13 protein-coding genes and 1 pseudogene are annotated in these 14,064 nt (G+C 65.7%); 8 read left to right on the top strand and 6 right to left on the bottom strand.

Translation table 11 applies throughout. The annotated features are described in order from the left end of the window. Nucleotides 1–23: 23 nt before the first annotated feature. The 4 genes and pseudogenes from AC0QDI_RS10390 to AC0QDI_RS10375 all read right to left on the bottom strand — a co-directional run bounded on the left by AC0QDI_RS10390 (nucleotide 24) and on the right by AC0QDI_RS10375 (nucleotide 4,212). Nucleotides 24–1,286, bottom strand: coding sequence for an RICIN domain-containing protein (locus AC0QDI_RS10390; protein ID WP_474667842.1), 1,263 nt, complete (start codon nucleotides 1,284–1,286; stop codon nucleotides 24–26). 514 nt (nucleotides 1,287–1,800) lie between these two features. Then, a complete protein-coding gene (locus tag AC0QDI_RS10385; protein ID WP_474668347.1) occupies nucleotides 1,801–2,184 on the bottom strand; it encodes an RICIN domain-containing protein in 384 nt (127 codons plus the stop codon). 78 nt (nucleotides 2,185–2,262) lie between these two features. Then, nucleotides 2,263–3,066, bottom strand: a pseudogene (locus AC0QDI_RS10380) (alpha/beta fold hydrolase); the annotation flags it as partial. Nucleotides 3,067–3,330: 264 nt separating this feature from the next. Further along, on the bottom strand, nucleotides 3,331–4,212 hold the full coding sequence (locus AC0QDI_RS10375; RefSeq protein WP_474667840.1) for an esterase/lipase family protein: 882 nt from the start codon (nucleotides 4,210–4,212) through the stop codon (nucleotides 3,331–3,333). 333 nt (nucleotides 4,213–4,545) lie between these two features. Between AC0QDI_RS10375 and AC0QDI_RS10370 the strand changes: the two genes are divergently transcribed. The 6 genes from AC0QDI_RS10370 to AC0QDI_RS10345 all read left to right on the top strand — a co-directional run bounded on the left by AC0QDI_RS10370 (nucleotide 4,546) and on the right by AC0QDI_RS10345 (nucleotide 12,053). Then, nucleotides 4,546–5,373, top strand: a complete 828-nt coding sequence (locus AC0QDI_RS10370; RefSeq protein ID WP_474667838.1) for a pantoate kinase — start codon at nucleotides 4,546–4,548, stop codon at nucleotides 5,371–5,373. A 255-nt stretch (nucleotides 5,374–5,628) separates the two neighbouring features. Further along, nucleotides 5,629–8,547, top strand: a complete 2,919-nt coding sequence (locus tag AC0QDI_RS10365; RefSeq protein WP_474667836.1) for a DUF1508 domain-containing protein — start codon at nucleotides 5,629–5,631, stop codon at nucleotides 8,545–8,547. A gap of 54 nt (nucleotides 8,548–8,601) precedes the next feature. Further along, the gene (locus tag AC0QDI_RS10360; protein ID WP_474667834.1) at nucleotides 8,602–9,381 is read left to right on the top strand and encodes a 4-phosphopantoate--beta-alanine ligase; all 780 of its coding nucleotides are present in this window, start codon (nucleotides 8,602–8,604) and stop codon (nucleotides 9,379–9,381) included. A 235-nt stretch (nucleotides 9,382–9,616) separates the two neighbouring features. Further along, a complete protein-coding gene (locus AC0QDI_RS10355) occupies nucleotides 9,617–9,904 on the top strand; it encodes a HalOD1 output domain-containing protein (RefSeq protein WP_474667832.1) in 288 nt (95 codons plus the stop codon). A 126-nt stretch (nucleotides 9,905–10,030) separates the two neighbouring features. Then, on the top strand, nucleotides 10,031–11,011 hold the full coding sequence (locus AC0QDI_RS10350; protein WP_474667830.1) for a tyrosine--tRNA ligase: 981 nt from the start codon (nucleotides 10,031–10,033) through the stop codon (nucleotides 11,009–11,011). Between the two features lie 103 nt (nucleotides 11,012–11,114). Next, nucleotides 11,115–12,053 (top strand): biotin--[acetyl-CoA-carboxylase] ligase, encoded by a 939-nt coding sequence (locus AC0QDI_RS10345; protein WP_474667828.1) that lies wholly within the window; start codon nucleotides 11,115–11,117, stop codon nucleotides 12,051–12,053. Between the two features lie 170 nt (nucleotides 12,054–12,223). On the opposite strand, the gene AC0QDI_RS10340 is transcribed toward AC0QDI_RS10345, so the two are convergent. Beyond that, complete coding sequence (locus tag AC0QDI_RS10340; RefSeq protein WP_474667826.1) at nucleotides 12,224–12,700, bottom strand: universal stress protein; 477 nt, start codon at nucleotides 12,698–12,700, stop codon at nucleotides 12,224–12,226. Between the two features lie 170 nt (nucleotides 12,701–12,870). On the opposite strand from AC0QDI_RS10340, the gene AC0QDI_RS10335 reads away from it, so the two are divergent. Next, complete coding sequence (locus AC0QDI_RS10335; protein ID WP_474667824.1) at nucleotides 12,871–13,338, top strand: DUF5799 family protein; 468 nt, start codon at nucleotides 12,871–12,873, stop codon at nucleotides 13,336–13,338. Between the two features lie 111 nt (nucleotides 13,339–13,449). Here the strand turns inward: AC0QDI_RS10335 and AC0QDI_RS10330 are convergent, their stop codons facing one another. Continuing rightward, nucleotides 13,450–13,593 (bottom strand): DUF7557 family protein, encoded by a 144-nt coding sequence (locus AC0QDI_RS10330; RefSeq protein WP_474667822.1) that lies wholly within the window; start codon nucleotides 13,591–13,593, stop codon nucleotides 13,450–13,452. Between the two features lie 117 nt (nucleotides 13,594–13,710). Between AC0QDI_RS10330 and AC0QDI_RS10325 the strand changes: the two genes are divergently transcribed. Beyond that, the gene (locus AC0QDI_RS10325; protein ID WP_474667820.1) at nucleotides 13,711–14,001 is read left to right on the top strand and encodes a DUF7545 family protein; all 291 of its coding nucleotides are present in this window, start codon (nucleotides 13,711–13,713) and stop codon (nucleotides 13,999–14,001) included. Nucleotides 14,002–14,064 lie beyond the last annotated feature (63 nt).

The following is a 14,064-nucleotide window of genomic DNA, read 5'->3' as shown; positions in this document are numbered from 1 at the left end:
TCGGCGCACCTCTCGATCGAGGATCAGACCTGCTGGAGGGTCCAGCGCTGCTGTGGGCCGCCGTTCGAGGACCACTGATTGACGTTGGCGCCGTCGGCCGTGCTGGACTCGTAGACGTCGGCGACCTTGCCGCTGTTCGCGTTCTCGAGGGTATAGGTCCCGTCGCCGTTGTCGAGGACGATCCAATCCTGGCATGGGTGGCCGGTGTCCGCGTACTGCTGGACGTTGTCGCCGTCGCTCGTACCGGCGTTGGCGACTTCGAGTAGCTTCCCGCTGTTGGCGTTCTCGAACGTGTAGGTACCGTCGCCGTTGTCGCTCACCACCCACTGCTGGGTCGGGTGGCCCGTGTCTGCGTACTGCTGGACGTTCGCGCCGTCGCTCGTGTTCGCGTTCGCGACCTCGAGCAACTTCCCGCTGTTGACGTTCGTGAGTCGGTAGGTCCCCTCGGAGATTTGTGCGCCTGACCCGCCACCGCCGCCACTGCCGCCACCGCGGTCGACGGCGGGTGAGAAGTTACTGAGGTACGCCTGCCCGAACCCGGTGCTCGCCTTGTAGGTGGTGTGGCTGCCGACGGAGCCGCTCACGTCGACGTCCGCGTAGTTCGACGGCAGCGAGCCACCGCCCCAGCCACAGTCCGCCGGCCCGCTGCCGAGGCGTGCGATGGAGTCGTTCGTCGAGAAGTAGTTCCCGGAGAAGTTCGCCACGTTCTCGATCGCGGTGTGGAACGCGGATCCCTCGCAGGGCGCGTCGGTGACCTCGTAGGAGCCGATGGTGTCGGCGTTTGCCACCCGGAAGCGACCCTCGGCTGCGGCCAGGAACTCGAACGTGACGATCCCGCCCATCGAGTGGCCGAGGATCCGGATCGTCGTGCCGGGGTTCGCCTGGATGTACCCCTCCATCCAGTCGGCGAAGTCCGCGCCTTGCTGGCGGGCGCTGGACTCGGCCGAACTGGGGAGTCCGCTGTCGTCCCACGTGACCGCCGTTACCGTCTCGGTGCTACCCACTTGGCGGAGCGTGTCCTGAAGCGTCTGTGACTGGCTGACGCTGGCCGACGACCCGGTGTAGCCGTGGACGTTGAAGATCACCTCGTCCTCTCCCTGCGGCGCCGCCGATACTGGCGGGATTCCGCCTCGCAGGTCGACCTCCATGATCGAGTCGGAGTCCGCGGCGGCCGACCCCGCCGTGGTGCCGACCCCTACGGCCGCAACGGCGGCCGTCGCGGCGGTCTTGAGGAGCGTTCGTCGATCGGTCGAATACGATTCGTCGGGGATGTGCTTATCTGACATGCGACGCTTTCTCGTTTCGGTACGAACCGATTGGTCTTTACCCCGCTATTCTGAGTGCATTCAAGGCCCGTATGATAAAATATTAAGTATCCATCACTCTCCATCAATATTTCCAGCGACAAGTTGTCGGTCGAGCAGGAGCGATGGGTGAGCATCGCCGTTAGGCGGCTCGCCCGAACGGTCAAAACTGACCTGACGGCTGCTCGTCGTCGACTACCGGAAGAACGAGAGTGGCGAGTTCGAGCAGTTGCGCCGGTACGCCCTGGAATCAGGGTGGTCGGTCGGGAATTATAGTAACAACGGATACGGTTTGCTGTACCGACGTACCGGCGCGACAGCAGGTCGGACCGCGATCGCGCCGGAACTGGTCGACAGCAGACCGGATGAAACGATTCACGCTGATCGCACAGCAGTCGTGCGATCAGGTGTACAGTGGTTGTCAGTGGCTACAATAGAAGTCGAACCAGCCGCCGTCCGAACTATCCGCGTCAGTGCAGCATGGTCGGATCCCGGGTCAGATCTGTTCCAGGGTCCAACGCTGCTGTGGACCGCCGTTCCAGGACCATTGGACCACGTTGGCGCCGTCGGCCGTGCTCGACTCGTAGACGTCGACGACCTTGCCGCTGTTGGCGTTCTCCAGGGCGAAGGTCCCGTCGCCGTTGTCGAGGACGATCCAGTCCTGGGTCGGGTTTCCGGTGTCCGCGTACTGCTGGACGTTCGCGCCGTTGCTCGTTTCCGCGTTGGCGACCTCGAGCAGCTTCCCGCTGTTGGCGTTCTCGAACGTGTAGGTGCCGTCGCCGTTGTCGCTCACCACCCACTGCTGGGTCGCGTGACCGGTGTCGGCGTACTGCTGGACGTTCGCACCGTCGCTCGTCTCCGCGTTGGCGACCTCGAGCAACCGGTTGCTGTTGACGTTCGTGATCCGATAGGTCCCCTCGGCGATTCCCGTCGGTTCCCCGCGGGGTACGCTCCCACAGCCGGCGTTGATGACACTGGCGAGGTGGTTCCCGACCCCCTGGGAGCCCATGTATTCGAGGTGGCTCCCGACGCTGGCGGTGACGTCGACGTCCAGGTAGTTCGGTGCGACGCCACAGCCGGCGCCCTCGGTGCCCAGCGCGGTGGTAGCGCCGATGCCGTAGGCGCCGCCGACCGTCGAGTCGTTGAAGGAGTGGTAGTTCCAGACCTCGCAGGCGTTGGCCATGCCCGGGTTCCACGGATTCCCGCAGATCTCGGCCCCGTCGGCGGCGGCCCCGAGGCCGGCGACGGTATCGATCTCGTAGCTACTGCCGATTTTGGTCGCGGTCCAGTAGACACAGCGGCCACCCAGCGAGTGACCGACGAGGCGGACGTTCCCGCCGCCGTTATCGTAGAACTCCTCGATCAGCCCGGCGACGACTTCGCCGACGTTCTCCGTGTCGGCCTCTGCGCCGGCGAAGTTGAGCGTCGTCCCGGGCCACTCGATTGCGACGGTCTCGCTGGGCGAATACCCGCCCGCCTCGAGGGAGCCCTGCAGGTTCGATGTCTGACTCGAGACGGTGGTGTCGCCGAACCAGCCGTGGATGAAGATCAGGAGTTCGTCCGTGACGGGGAGGCTGCCGTCGGCGCTCCAGCCGAGCAGTCCGCTGTCGACGCTGATGATCTGGGGACCGCCGAACTGGGCGGACGCCGAGTTGGATGCGGCGGCGAGTCCCGCGCCGCCGACGATCGTGGTGCCGGCGGTCTTCAGGAGCGTTCGTCGAGCGGTCGTCTGCGATTCGTCAGGGGAGTTCTGTTCTGTCATGCGACACCCACTCGTATACTCACAAGGAGGATGTACCTTACTCTGCGTTTGTGAGTGTATTTAACACTGCACAGTATAAATGTTATAGTATATGTGGCGGTATGGGATCCATTTTGGCTGCTGTCTGCTCGGCGAGTGCGCGACGTGCGCCGACCGCTGTTTCGAACTGACGGGCTACTCGTCAGCAACGTGTTGGAAGAACGCGGGTATCGGAAACTGACGGCTGCGTCGCGCCCAGAAACCGTGCGGTCGGCCGCGAATTGATTAGAAGTCGAACCAGCCGCCGTCGTCGCCGTCGTCACCGCCGTCACCGCCGCTGGTACAGGAGCCGCTGTTGATCGCACCGGCGAGATCGCTGCCGACGGTCGAGTCACCCAGATACGCGAGGTGGCTGCCGACGCTCCAGGTCACGTCGACGTCGGTGTAGTTCGAGGCGGGGTCGCAGCCGGCACCGTCCGTCCCGAGCGCGGTGTCGCCGAAGCCGCCGTAAGCCGAGCCGACGGTCGAGTCGTTCCCGGAGTGGTAGTTGCGCACCTCGCAGGCGTTGCTGAGACCCGGATTCCACGGGTTGCCACAGATCTCGGAGCCGTCGGCGGCCGCGCCGAGCCCCGCGACGGTTTCGATCTCGTAGCCGCTGCTGAGCTTGGTCGCGGTCCAGTAGACGCAGCGGCCACCCAGCGAGTGACCGACGAGACGGATGTTCCCGCCGCCGCTATCGTAGAACTCCTCGACGAGGCCCGCGACGACCTCGCCGACGTCTTCGGTATCGGCCTCGGCACCGACGAAATTGAGCGTGGTACCCGGCCACTCGATCGCGACGGTTTCGTCGGGCGTATAGCCGCCTGAAACGAGCGAATCCTCGACGTCGGTGGTCTGGCTCTCGACGGTGCTATCGCCGAACCAGCCGTGGATGAAGACGAGGACTTCGTCCGCGACGGGGATGCTGCCGTCGGCGCTCCAGCCGAGCCACCCGTCGTCGACTTCGATCACGGTGGGGCCGCCGAACTGCGCGGACGCGGACCCAGAGGCCGCGGCCAGCCCCGCTCCGCCGGCGATGGTCGTTCCGGTGGCCTTCAGGAGCGTTCGTCGATCGGTCGTCGATTCGTCGGTCGCCGGCTGTTCGCCGAGTTTGTCGTTGTCTGTCATGAGACGGGCAGTAGTATCACATGATAGACGATGCAATTTTCTCTTCTATATAGAGCGTATTTAATACAATGCTAAAAGCTGTCTCTGACAGTAGTGGTCTGGCAGTCGTAGTGTCGTTCAAACGAACGCGTTTCGGAACGATCCGATCCCGAACGGCCTCGGCGAAACGAGTCACGTTTTCCGGTGGACACGCGTCCCCGATCGCGCGTACGCGAGACCGGCTATCGCTCGTCTCGAGGGGAGTTCGGGCATCAAACCGACTCGAACCGCCGAGTCTATCGGCGATCGCGGAATCTTCAACGTTATATCGCTCCGGCCGAAAGCGGTGGCGTAATGCGCGAGGAGGCGACGGCGTTCGTCCCCGGACACGTTACGGGCTTTTTCAGCGCCCATCCGGACGACGATCCGACGAAAGCCGGTTCACGAGGCGCGGGACTGACGCTGACGGACGGCGTCGACGTAACGGTCGAGCCAGCGACGGAGACGACCGTCGTCCTCGACGGGACGGAGATCGATGTCGACCCGGTAGCGACCGTCCTCGAGACGCTCGACGCGACCGCTCGAGTCGAGGCGAACTCCGAACTCCCGATCGGGTCCGGGTTCGGCGTTTCCGGAGCGATGGCGCTGGGAACGGCGCTCGCGGCCAACCGCGTCTTCGATCGCAAGCTCTCGATGAACGAACTCGTCACGATCGCCCACGGTGCCGAGGTTCAGGCCGGGACGGGGCTCGGCGACGTGGTTGCCCAAGCCCACGGCGGCGTCCCGATCCGCCTCGAGCCCGGCGGCCCCCATCACAACGAACTCGATGCGATCCCCGCCCGCGCACGAGTGGAATACGTCTCGTTCGGCGAACGCTCGACGGCCGACGTGCTCTCGGGCGATACGGAAGCGCTGACCGCCGCCGGGAAGGAAGCGCTCGCGCGTGTCGTCGAGGAGCCGACCTTGCTCTCCTTCCTGTACGCCTCGAGGCTGTTCGCTCGCGATGCGGGGCTGCTGACGGCGCAGGTTTCGGAGGCGATCACCGACGTCTCGGCGGCCGACGGGCAGGCGTCGATGGCCATGCTCGGCGAAACCGTCTTCGCGCTCGGGACGGGGCTGTCCGATGCGGGCTACGACCCCTCGGTCTGCGCCACGCATCCGGCCGGTGCAGTGCTCAAGTAAGGGCGTGCTCCGCTCGGTCGCTATCCCCTCGTCGTCCGGTGACCGTTTTCGGTCCCGATCACGGTGACCGAACGCATCCGATATCAGGGATAGCGGTCGTGTACGCCACGATATAGCGAGTGACTCGAACGCCACTAATCGGCACAGGTCGGCGACCGGTGCGACTCGAGGGGGACGCGCCTTTTCATAACAGATAACTTACTGGTAGCCAGAACTTTATTATGGTTCGTTCAAGTTATCCGGTCAAGTTTGACAATGGCTTCACGAACTGACTTTCACCAAAGCTTATTTCAGCTGTATGAGCACTACGTCGGTGAACCCGACTCGAGCAAGGACGTCTACGGCTACTGGCTGTTCATCGTCGGCTATATCATCGGTGCGGCCGGCGTGGCGGCCTTCGTGATCGGGTACGCGGGTGAAGGGAATAACTACCCGCTTATCAGGGGCTCCGGTATCACTGCGGCTACGGGGCTCGCGCTCTGTCTGTTCGGTATCGTTCTGATGTTACCCGTCCGAAAGCGAGGGATTCAGGCGAGCGCTGTCGGCCTTCTCGTCTCGTTTGCGGGCGTTGGTCTTTTCGGGTGGGCGTATCCGCGCAGATGGCGGGAACTCGGACAACAGATCGGGGCCGACTACAGCGTCGAAGTCATCACGGTCTACACGCTCGGTATCGGCATCATCGCGGGCGTGACCGCGCTCGTGCCCATATTGACGGGCCAGAAGGGGATGTTCGTCGCGGAGGAAGGGAAAACCGAAGATCCGCCGATTCTCACCGGGGATGCGATGGAAAGCGCACAGTTCGCCGTCTTCCGCGACGAGAACGGCGACTGGAAGTGGCACGTCCTCCACCTCGAGGCGCTGGCCCAGAGCACGGAGAGCGCCGTGACCCGGCCGGACGCGACGGAGGGCATCGAGCGCGTTCAGAACCAGATCAGCTCCGCTGGGCTGATGGAGCTGACGACCTCGGCGTTCCGGCTCTACGAGGACCGCGACGGCACGTGGCAGTGGACGCTCGCGCGCGACGACGGTTCCATCGTCGGCTCCTGTGCCGGCGAGTTCGACCAGCGCGACGGTGCCGAGCAGTCGGTCAGCTTCCTGAAAGATCGGGGTCCCGACGCGGACGTGATCGAGATCGAGGGCGCCGCCTTCACCTACGAGGAGCGACGCGACCAGTGGTACTGGCAACTGGTCGACGACGAACGCGCTCCGCTGGCCTCGAGCGAGACGGGGCACTCGACGCAGGAGCGGGCCGAAGACGCCGCCCAGACGTTCGCCGAACGGTTCGACCAGGCGTGGGTGCTCGACGTCGAGCACGTCGGGGTGGAACTCTGCGAGCGAGCCGACGGCTGGACCTGGCGGTTCGTCGACGCCGACGACGAGGTCGTCGCCGACAGCACGGACGAGTTCGACTCCCGGCGCGACGCCGAGAAGGCCGCCGAAGCGTTGCTCCCGGCGCTCGAGTCGGCGTCGGTCACCGTCGCCGGCGAACCGATCTACGAGCTCTACGAGTCCGGCGAGGAGTGGCGCTACCGGCTGGTCGACGAGAGCGAGCACGTCGTCGCGCGCGGACCCGAGGGAACGCCCGAACACGACGGCTCGGCGGAGTGGGCCGATCAGTTCGGCGAGAACGCTCGCGAGGCCGACGTCGTCGAGATCGAGGACGCCGAGTACGAAGTGTATCCGGCGGCGGGACACAGCGCCAGTGGCAGCGCCGCATCCACGCCCGACGACGACCTCCCCGCGACGGTCGAAGAGCCCGAGCCGGCGGCGGACGGCGGAACGACCGTCGATGCGCCCGACGCGGACGAGACCGGGCCGTGGCACTGGCGGCTCGTCACCGACGACCGGGACGTCGTCGCCGCGAGCACGGAACCACACGCGGACGCCGACGCGGCGACGACGGCGATCGAGCGCGTTCGCCAGCAGGCCAGCGAGGCGGAGCTCATCGAGTTCGAGAACGCCGCCTTCCAGGTCTACGAAGCCGATTCCGGCGAGTGGCGCTGGCGGCTCATCGACGAGGACGGGAACGTCCTCGCGGACAGCGGCGAGGAACACACCTCCCGCGGCGATGCTGCGGAAGCGATGATGACGCTGAAAGAGCAGGCGCCCAACGCCGAACTCCTCGAGATCGAGACCGCGGCGTTCGAACTCTTCGTGAACGAGGACGACGAGTGGGGCTGGCGGCTCATCGACGAAGCCGGCAAACTCGTCGCCGAAGACCCGGCGACCCATCCCACCCGCGGGGCCGCGCGCCAGGCGATGAATCGGCTACTCGAGTATCTCGACTCCGACGTGCGGACGATGGATCGGGCGATCTTCCAGACGTACGCGACGGAGGGCTGGCACTGGCGGTTCATCATGCCGTCCGGTGACACCGTCGCCGTCGACGGCGAGGACCATCCGACCCGCGACGAACTGGTCGACGGTCTCGACGACGTGCGCGACGCCGCCGCAACGGCTCGTCGCTCCACGATCGGCGACGTATCCGTGCAGCTGTACGGCAACGGCGAGTGGCACTTCCGGCTGCTCGACCGCGACCGAGCGGAGATCGCCGACTCGACCGTCTCCTACGCCGACCGCGAGGCGGCGACCGACGGCGTCGACGCCCTCACGGCCCGCGCGCCCGACGCGCCGATCTTCGCGATCGAGGACGCCGTGATTCGTCTCGACGGGGAGGACGACTGGTCGTGGGAACTCGTCGACCGCGATCGCGAGGTGCTCGCCGAGGCGGTCGACTCCGCTGCGAGCAAGGACGAGTTGCTGGAGGCGATCGAGGCGGTCCGTCGGCTCGCGCCGATGGCCGGCCGCGTCGACTTCGACGTCGCTTCGTTCGAACTCGTCGCCGACGAGGACGAGCGATGGCGCTGGCGGCTCATCGACGAGGACGGTCGCACCGTCGCGTCCGGCTCCGAAACGCACGAGACGGTCGGCGCCGCACGCGATGCCCTCGAGAACGTTCGCGACCTGATCGAGTCGGCGAGTATCCTCGAAATCGACAGCGTTTCCTTCGAGTTGCACACCGCCGACGACGGCTGGGTCTGGCAACTGATCGACGAGTACGGGACGACGATGGCGGAGAGCACGCAGACCTACGCGAACCGCACGGACGCCCGCCAGGCGATGAACGACGTGAAGGCGCAGGCGCCCGACGGCTGGATCACGTTTACGGAGTAGTCCGGCGGCGCGAGTATCAGTTGACTTTTTATCGAACGGATCGAGTCACCGCTCGTGAGCGATTACGACAGCGTCTCCGCCGACGTCGAACACGAGGAGGAGATCCCGGAGGACCACCCGAGATACCAGGATCTGCTCACTCGCCACCGAATCGAGCGGGGCGTCGAGATGGGGATCACCCACCTCCAGGGGATGCACGCCGAGGGACGGGGCAGCGCCTTTGACTACCTGCTGGGCGAGGAGACGATTCCGAGCGCCGACGACGCGGAACGGGCCGCCGCGGCACACCTCCTGCTCGCCGAGCATCCCGTGCTCTCGATCAACGGCAACGTCGCCGCGCTGGTCCCCGGCGAGATGGCCGCCCTGGCCGACGCCGTCGAGGCCGATCTCGAGGTCAATCTCTTCAACCGAACGCCCGAGCGAATCGAAGCCATCGCCGATCACCTGCGCGAGCACGGCGCGGACGAGGTCAAGGGACTCGAGGCCGACGCACACATTCCGAACTTGGACCACGAGCGCTCGAAGGTCGACGCCGACGGCATCTACGAGGCCGACGTCGTGCTCGTCCCCCTCGAGGACGGCGACCGCGCCGAGGCGTTAGACGAGATGGGCAAGACCGAGATCGTGATCGACCTCAACCCGCTGTCGCGCTCGCCGCAGGTGGCCGACGTGCCGATCGTCGACAACATCATCCGCGCGGTGCCGAACATCACCGAGCACGCGCGAGAGCTGGCGGCGGCCGACGAGGACGAGCTCCGGGCGGTTATCGAGGGCTTCGACCGGGATCGGGCGCTCGAGGAGGCCGAAGAACGGATCCGATCGGGCGATCTCTAACCCGTCGTTTCGGCCTCTCTCAGCCCTTTCCCCGAGCCCGTGAACCGGCGTCTCGATCGTCGGCGGGTTCCACGATCGGGACCCGCTCGCCCGGACCGACGAACGCGTCTGCAGGGATGGCGGATCCACGAATCAGCGAAACGCGACCCGCCACAGGCCGCGCGGGCCGCGTAGCCGGGCAGGCAGTAGCCGGTGCAATAGTTACCAGTCGGGGACACTGACAGTCACGATATCGATGACTGGACTGACCGACCCTACTGCTGACGGCGGCGTGATTCGACGACAGCTCGACACCGATCAGGAGGATCCGGCGGCCCAACTCGTCGAGGTCATCGCTGACATCGATGACGTCGAACCGATGGAGCTGGCCCCGATATACTACCGTATCGACGGCCTCATCACCGGTCTCTTCTCGTCACCGGCACCCCTCGAGGCGAACGCCCACGTCGCGTTTTCGTACGAGGGCTACCGCATCCGCGTTCACCAGGACGGCACGACGACGGTCCGCGAACTGTCAGCCTGACGCGTTCCGGGACCGCACGCGACCGCGTCGAGTCGGTTCCGAAGCCGTGCCCCGCCTCCCGCCCTCGATGGCCGCTCGAGTCGGGATTCAGGAGGTATAAATTCCTCCTCCGGTTTCAGTCCACACATGGACGCCTACGAGCTACTCACGCGAAACGCCGAGGAGGTCGTCACCGACGAGGAGGTCCGCGACCTCGCCGCCGAGCCCGAGGGCAAGCGGGCCTACGTCGGCTACGAACCCTCGGGCGTGCTCCACCTCGGCCATCTCCTGACCGCGAACAAACTCATCGACCTCCAGGAGGCGGGCATGGAGGTCGTCGTTTTGCTGGCGGACGTCCACGCCTACCTGAACGGGAAGGGCACCTTCGAGGAGATTCGGGCCACCGCCGAGCAGATGAAAGCCCAGTTCGTCGCCTACGGGTTAGACGAGGACAACACCGAGTTCGTCTACGGCTCCGGGTTCCAACTCGAGGAGGAGTACACCCTCGACCTGCACGAACTCGAGCTGTCGACCACGATGAACCGCGCCCAGCGCGCGATGGCGGAGATCCAGGGCGACGAGACGGCGAAAGTGAGCCACCTCGTCTACCCCCTGATGCAGACGCTGGACATCGAATATCTCGATCTCGATCTGGCGGTCGGCGGGCTCGACCAGCGCAAGGTCCACATGCTCGCCCGCGAGAAGTTGCCCGAACTCGAGTACGACGTTCGGCCGGCCCTCCACACGCCCATCGTCGCCGACCTCACGAGCGGCGAGGGGAAGATGTCCTCGAGCGAGGGGATCACCATCTCGATGGAGGACTCGACCGACGAACTCGAGGAGAAGGTCAACTCGGCGTTCTGTCCGCCGACCCGGGACCCCGAAGGCGACCTCGAGAACCCGGTTCTCGAACTGTTCGAGTACCACGTCTTCCCGCGCTTCGACGAAGTCGTCGTCGAGCGGCCCGAGAAGTACGGCGGCGATCTCACCTACGAGGCGTACGACGACCTCGCTGCGGACCTCGAGTCGGGCGAACTCCACCCCGCCGACGCGAAGGGGACGCTCGCGAGCCACCTCGACGAACTGATCGCGCCCGGCCGCGAGAAGCTGCGCGAACTGCGCTCCTGAAACCGACGCGTCTCTCGGGCGGAACCCACGCGCTATTTTGCCGCCCCTCGCCGCTGGGGGACGATCCCGCCGATTGAAGTGCCACCGGCCCCCTTGCGAGGCTATGAACGAGACGCGACGGGCGGTTCTCGAGGCGCTCGCGGACGGGCCGGCATCGGGGCCGGAGCTGGCGGAATCGCTCGATATCTCGCGGGCGGCCGTCTGGAAGCACATCGAGGCGTTGCGCGAGGCCGACTTCGCGATCGAGAGCGGGCCGGACGGCTACGACCTCACCGACGTCGCGGCGTACAACGGCCCGTCGGTCGAGTTCGGACTCGAGGCTCCGTTTTCGATCGAGTACCACGATTCCGTGGGGAGTACGAACGATCGGGCGCGCGAACTGGCGGGCGAGGGCGCGACGGACGCGGCCGTCCTCGCGGACGAACAGACCGGCAGCCGCGGTCGCCTCGAGCGCGAGTGGTCGGCCCCGTCGGGCGGCGTCTGGGTGAGCGTCGTGACGCGCCCCGATATCACTCCCGCGCAAGCCCCGTTGTACACGCTCGCGGCGTCGGTCGCCACGGCGACTGCGGCTCGAGAGGCGGGCGTCGACGCGCGGATCAAGTGGCCAAACGACGTGGTCGTCCCGGTCGGCGACGACGGCGATTACCGCAAGCTCTCGGGAATTCTGACGGAGATGGAGGGCGAGACGGATCGGGTCGACTGGCTCGTCGTCGGTGTCGGGATCAACGCGAATCTCGACGCCGACGCGCTGCCCCAGGGGGCGACCAGCGTCCGCGACGAGGTCGGCGACGTCGATCGCCGACGATTCGTCCAGCGCCTGCTCGAGGAGTTCGACAGCTACCGAAGCGACCTCGACGCCGTCGTCCCGGCGTGGCGGGACCTCGCGTTGACGCTCGGCCAGCGCGTGCGAGTCGATCGGCCGTCGGGCGAGATCGTCGGAGAGGCGATCGACGTGACCGAATCGGGGGCGCTCGTGGTCGAGACCGACGACGACCGGGTGACGGTCGCTGCGGGAGACTGTGAACACCTGCGCCCCGTCTGATCGAATTCGATTCAGTCTCGAACGTTCGAATCACGGCGAAAAGAGGGGAGACGACTGTCCTCGTGACCACTCGTCCGCGGACGACTCTCAGACGGACCGTTGTCAGTCCGTTCCGGAGCCATCGCGAGTCGTCCTGCGGGTGCTCGCGTCCATCGTTACGGCAGTCCGTTTCACTCGACGGCGAGCTGTCGCTCGTCGGAGCGCTCGCTCGCCTTGTCGGGATCGACTTGCACCGTCAGCACCGGTACCGAGGCGCGTCGAACGACCCGTTCGGTGACGCTGCCGAGCAACAGTCGGTCGATCCCGCCGCGACCGTGCGTTCCCATCACCACCAGATCGCATTCCGCGGGATCCGCCTCATTGACGATGACCTGACTCGGTGACCCCTCGCGAACCTCGGTCTCGACCGTGACGTCGTCCGGTGCGAGCGCTTCGGCCCGCTCGACCGCCGCCTGCCCCTCGCCGCGGAGCGCGTCGTTGACGCCGTCGAGGGCCGTTTCCATCGGCAGACCACCGTAACCGGCCGCGTTGACAACGTACAGTGTGTGGATCGTTGCGTCGTGCTCGCGAGCGAGCTCGAACGCGTACTCGAGCGCGCGTTCGACCTCTCGAGAGCCGTCGGTCGGGACGAGGATGGAGTCGTACATAGTGGTATGTGATAGCATACAACGGGAACGCACATTAGCATTATCCTGACACGTAGGACGGTCTGGTAGAGTGACACTTTTCGAGCGAACTGCAACTCGCTCCGCGACGGCGACGGATCGAAAATCGGGGAGGGGAAACGCTGATACAGCCGCCGCCCAAATCGGGGGGCATGAGCGACAACCCGTGGACGGATCGGATCGTCGGCGAGCGGATGGCCGTCGATCAGGAGTTCTCCGAGCGGATCCAGCAGTCGCGCTTTTCCAACCAGCAGTGGAGCCTGATCATGACCGCCACGGAGTTCGAGATCGAACACCCCGACGACCCCGACCGGGCGCGGATCGTGGCCAATACGGACAAACTCGACGGGGTCATCCCAGAACTCGAAAACGTACAGGCCGGGATGGGCGCGATGGGGGGCGCGGGGGGCGGGAACGCCGGTTCGAACTCCTCGAGCGGCGGGGTGTTCGACTCGATCATGGGCGCACTCGGGATGGGAGGCGGCGGTGGCTCCTCGGAGAAAGAACAACGGAACGCAGCTGAACGGCTCACACAGGAGTACGCCGACGAACTCCAGTCACACCTCGAGTCGAAGGGGAAATGGGAGACGGCTCGTCACGCTGCCGCGGACGGCCAGTAGCGGCTGACTGTCGAGTTTCAACTGGCGCTGTCACCATCGTAAACCACCCCGATTACGATCACCGTTGCCGATTACCACTGGTCGCCGATCACCGTCGTAGCTCACTACTGGTCAGTCCCCGGCGTGAAACATCGTGTACTCGCTCGCTTCGTAGATGTTGATGAGTTCGGTGACGAGTTCGTCGTAGGACTCGTCCTCGACGCGCAGTGCCTCTAACCGCTCGATCGTCTCCTCCTCGAGTTCGACGGATGGCATACCCGAAATTCCGTCGGCGAGCGGCAAAAACGCCACGGGGGCCTCGACGGTTCGGGATCGAGCACGGGTCCGTCGCAAGTCACAGCACCTTTAGGCACGCTTCCCGACCGTCACTGTATGAGCGACGAAGTCCAGACGACGACCTTCTCGATCAGTTCCGAAGACGGTGCGACCGACGAAATCACGATCCCGTCCGGCCTCGTCGACCTGGTCGCCGAGGGCGACCAGACCGACGCCGAGACGATCGGCGACGTCATGCTGCTGTCTTTCGCCAGCCGCGCCCACCACATCGTCCACCACGGCGAGGACGCCGACGAGGACCTCGAGGCCCAGGAATCGGAAGTCATGGACCTGTTCGAGGAGCGCTTCGGCGTCACGTTCGGCGAAGCGACCGGTCATCAGCACTGAGCGGCCGATAGCCGAACCACAATCGCGGTTTCTCCGCAGTTCGTCCCTCGAGTGAAATCGACT

Source organism: Natrinema sp. LJW11 (genome assembly GCF_056135975.1).
This window is presented reverse-complemented; position numbering and strand designations above follow the sequence as displayed.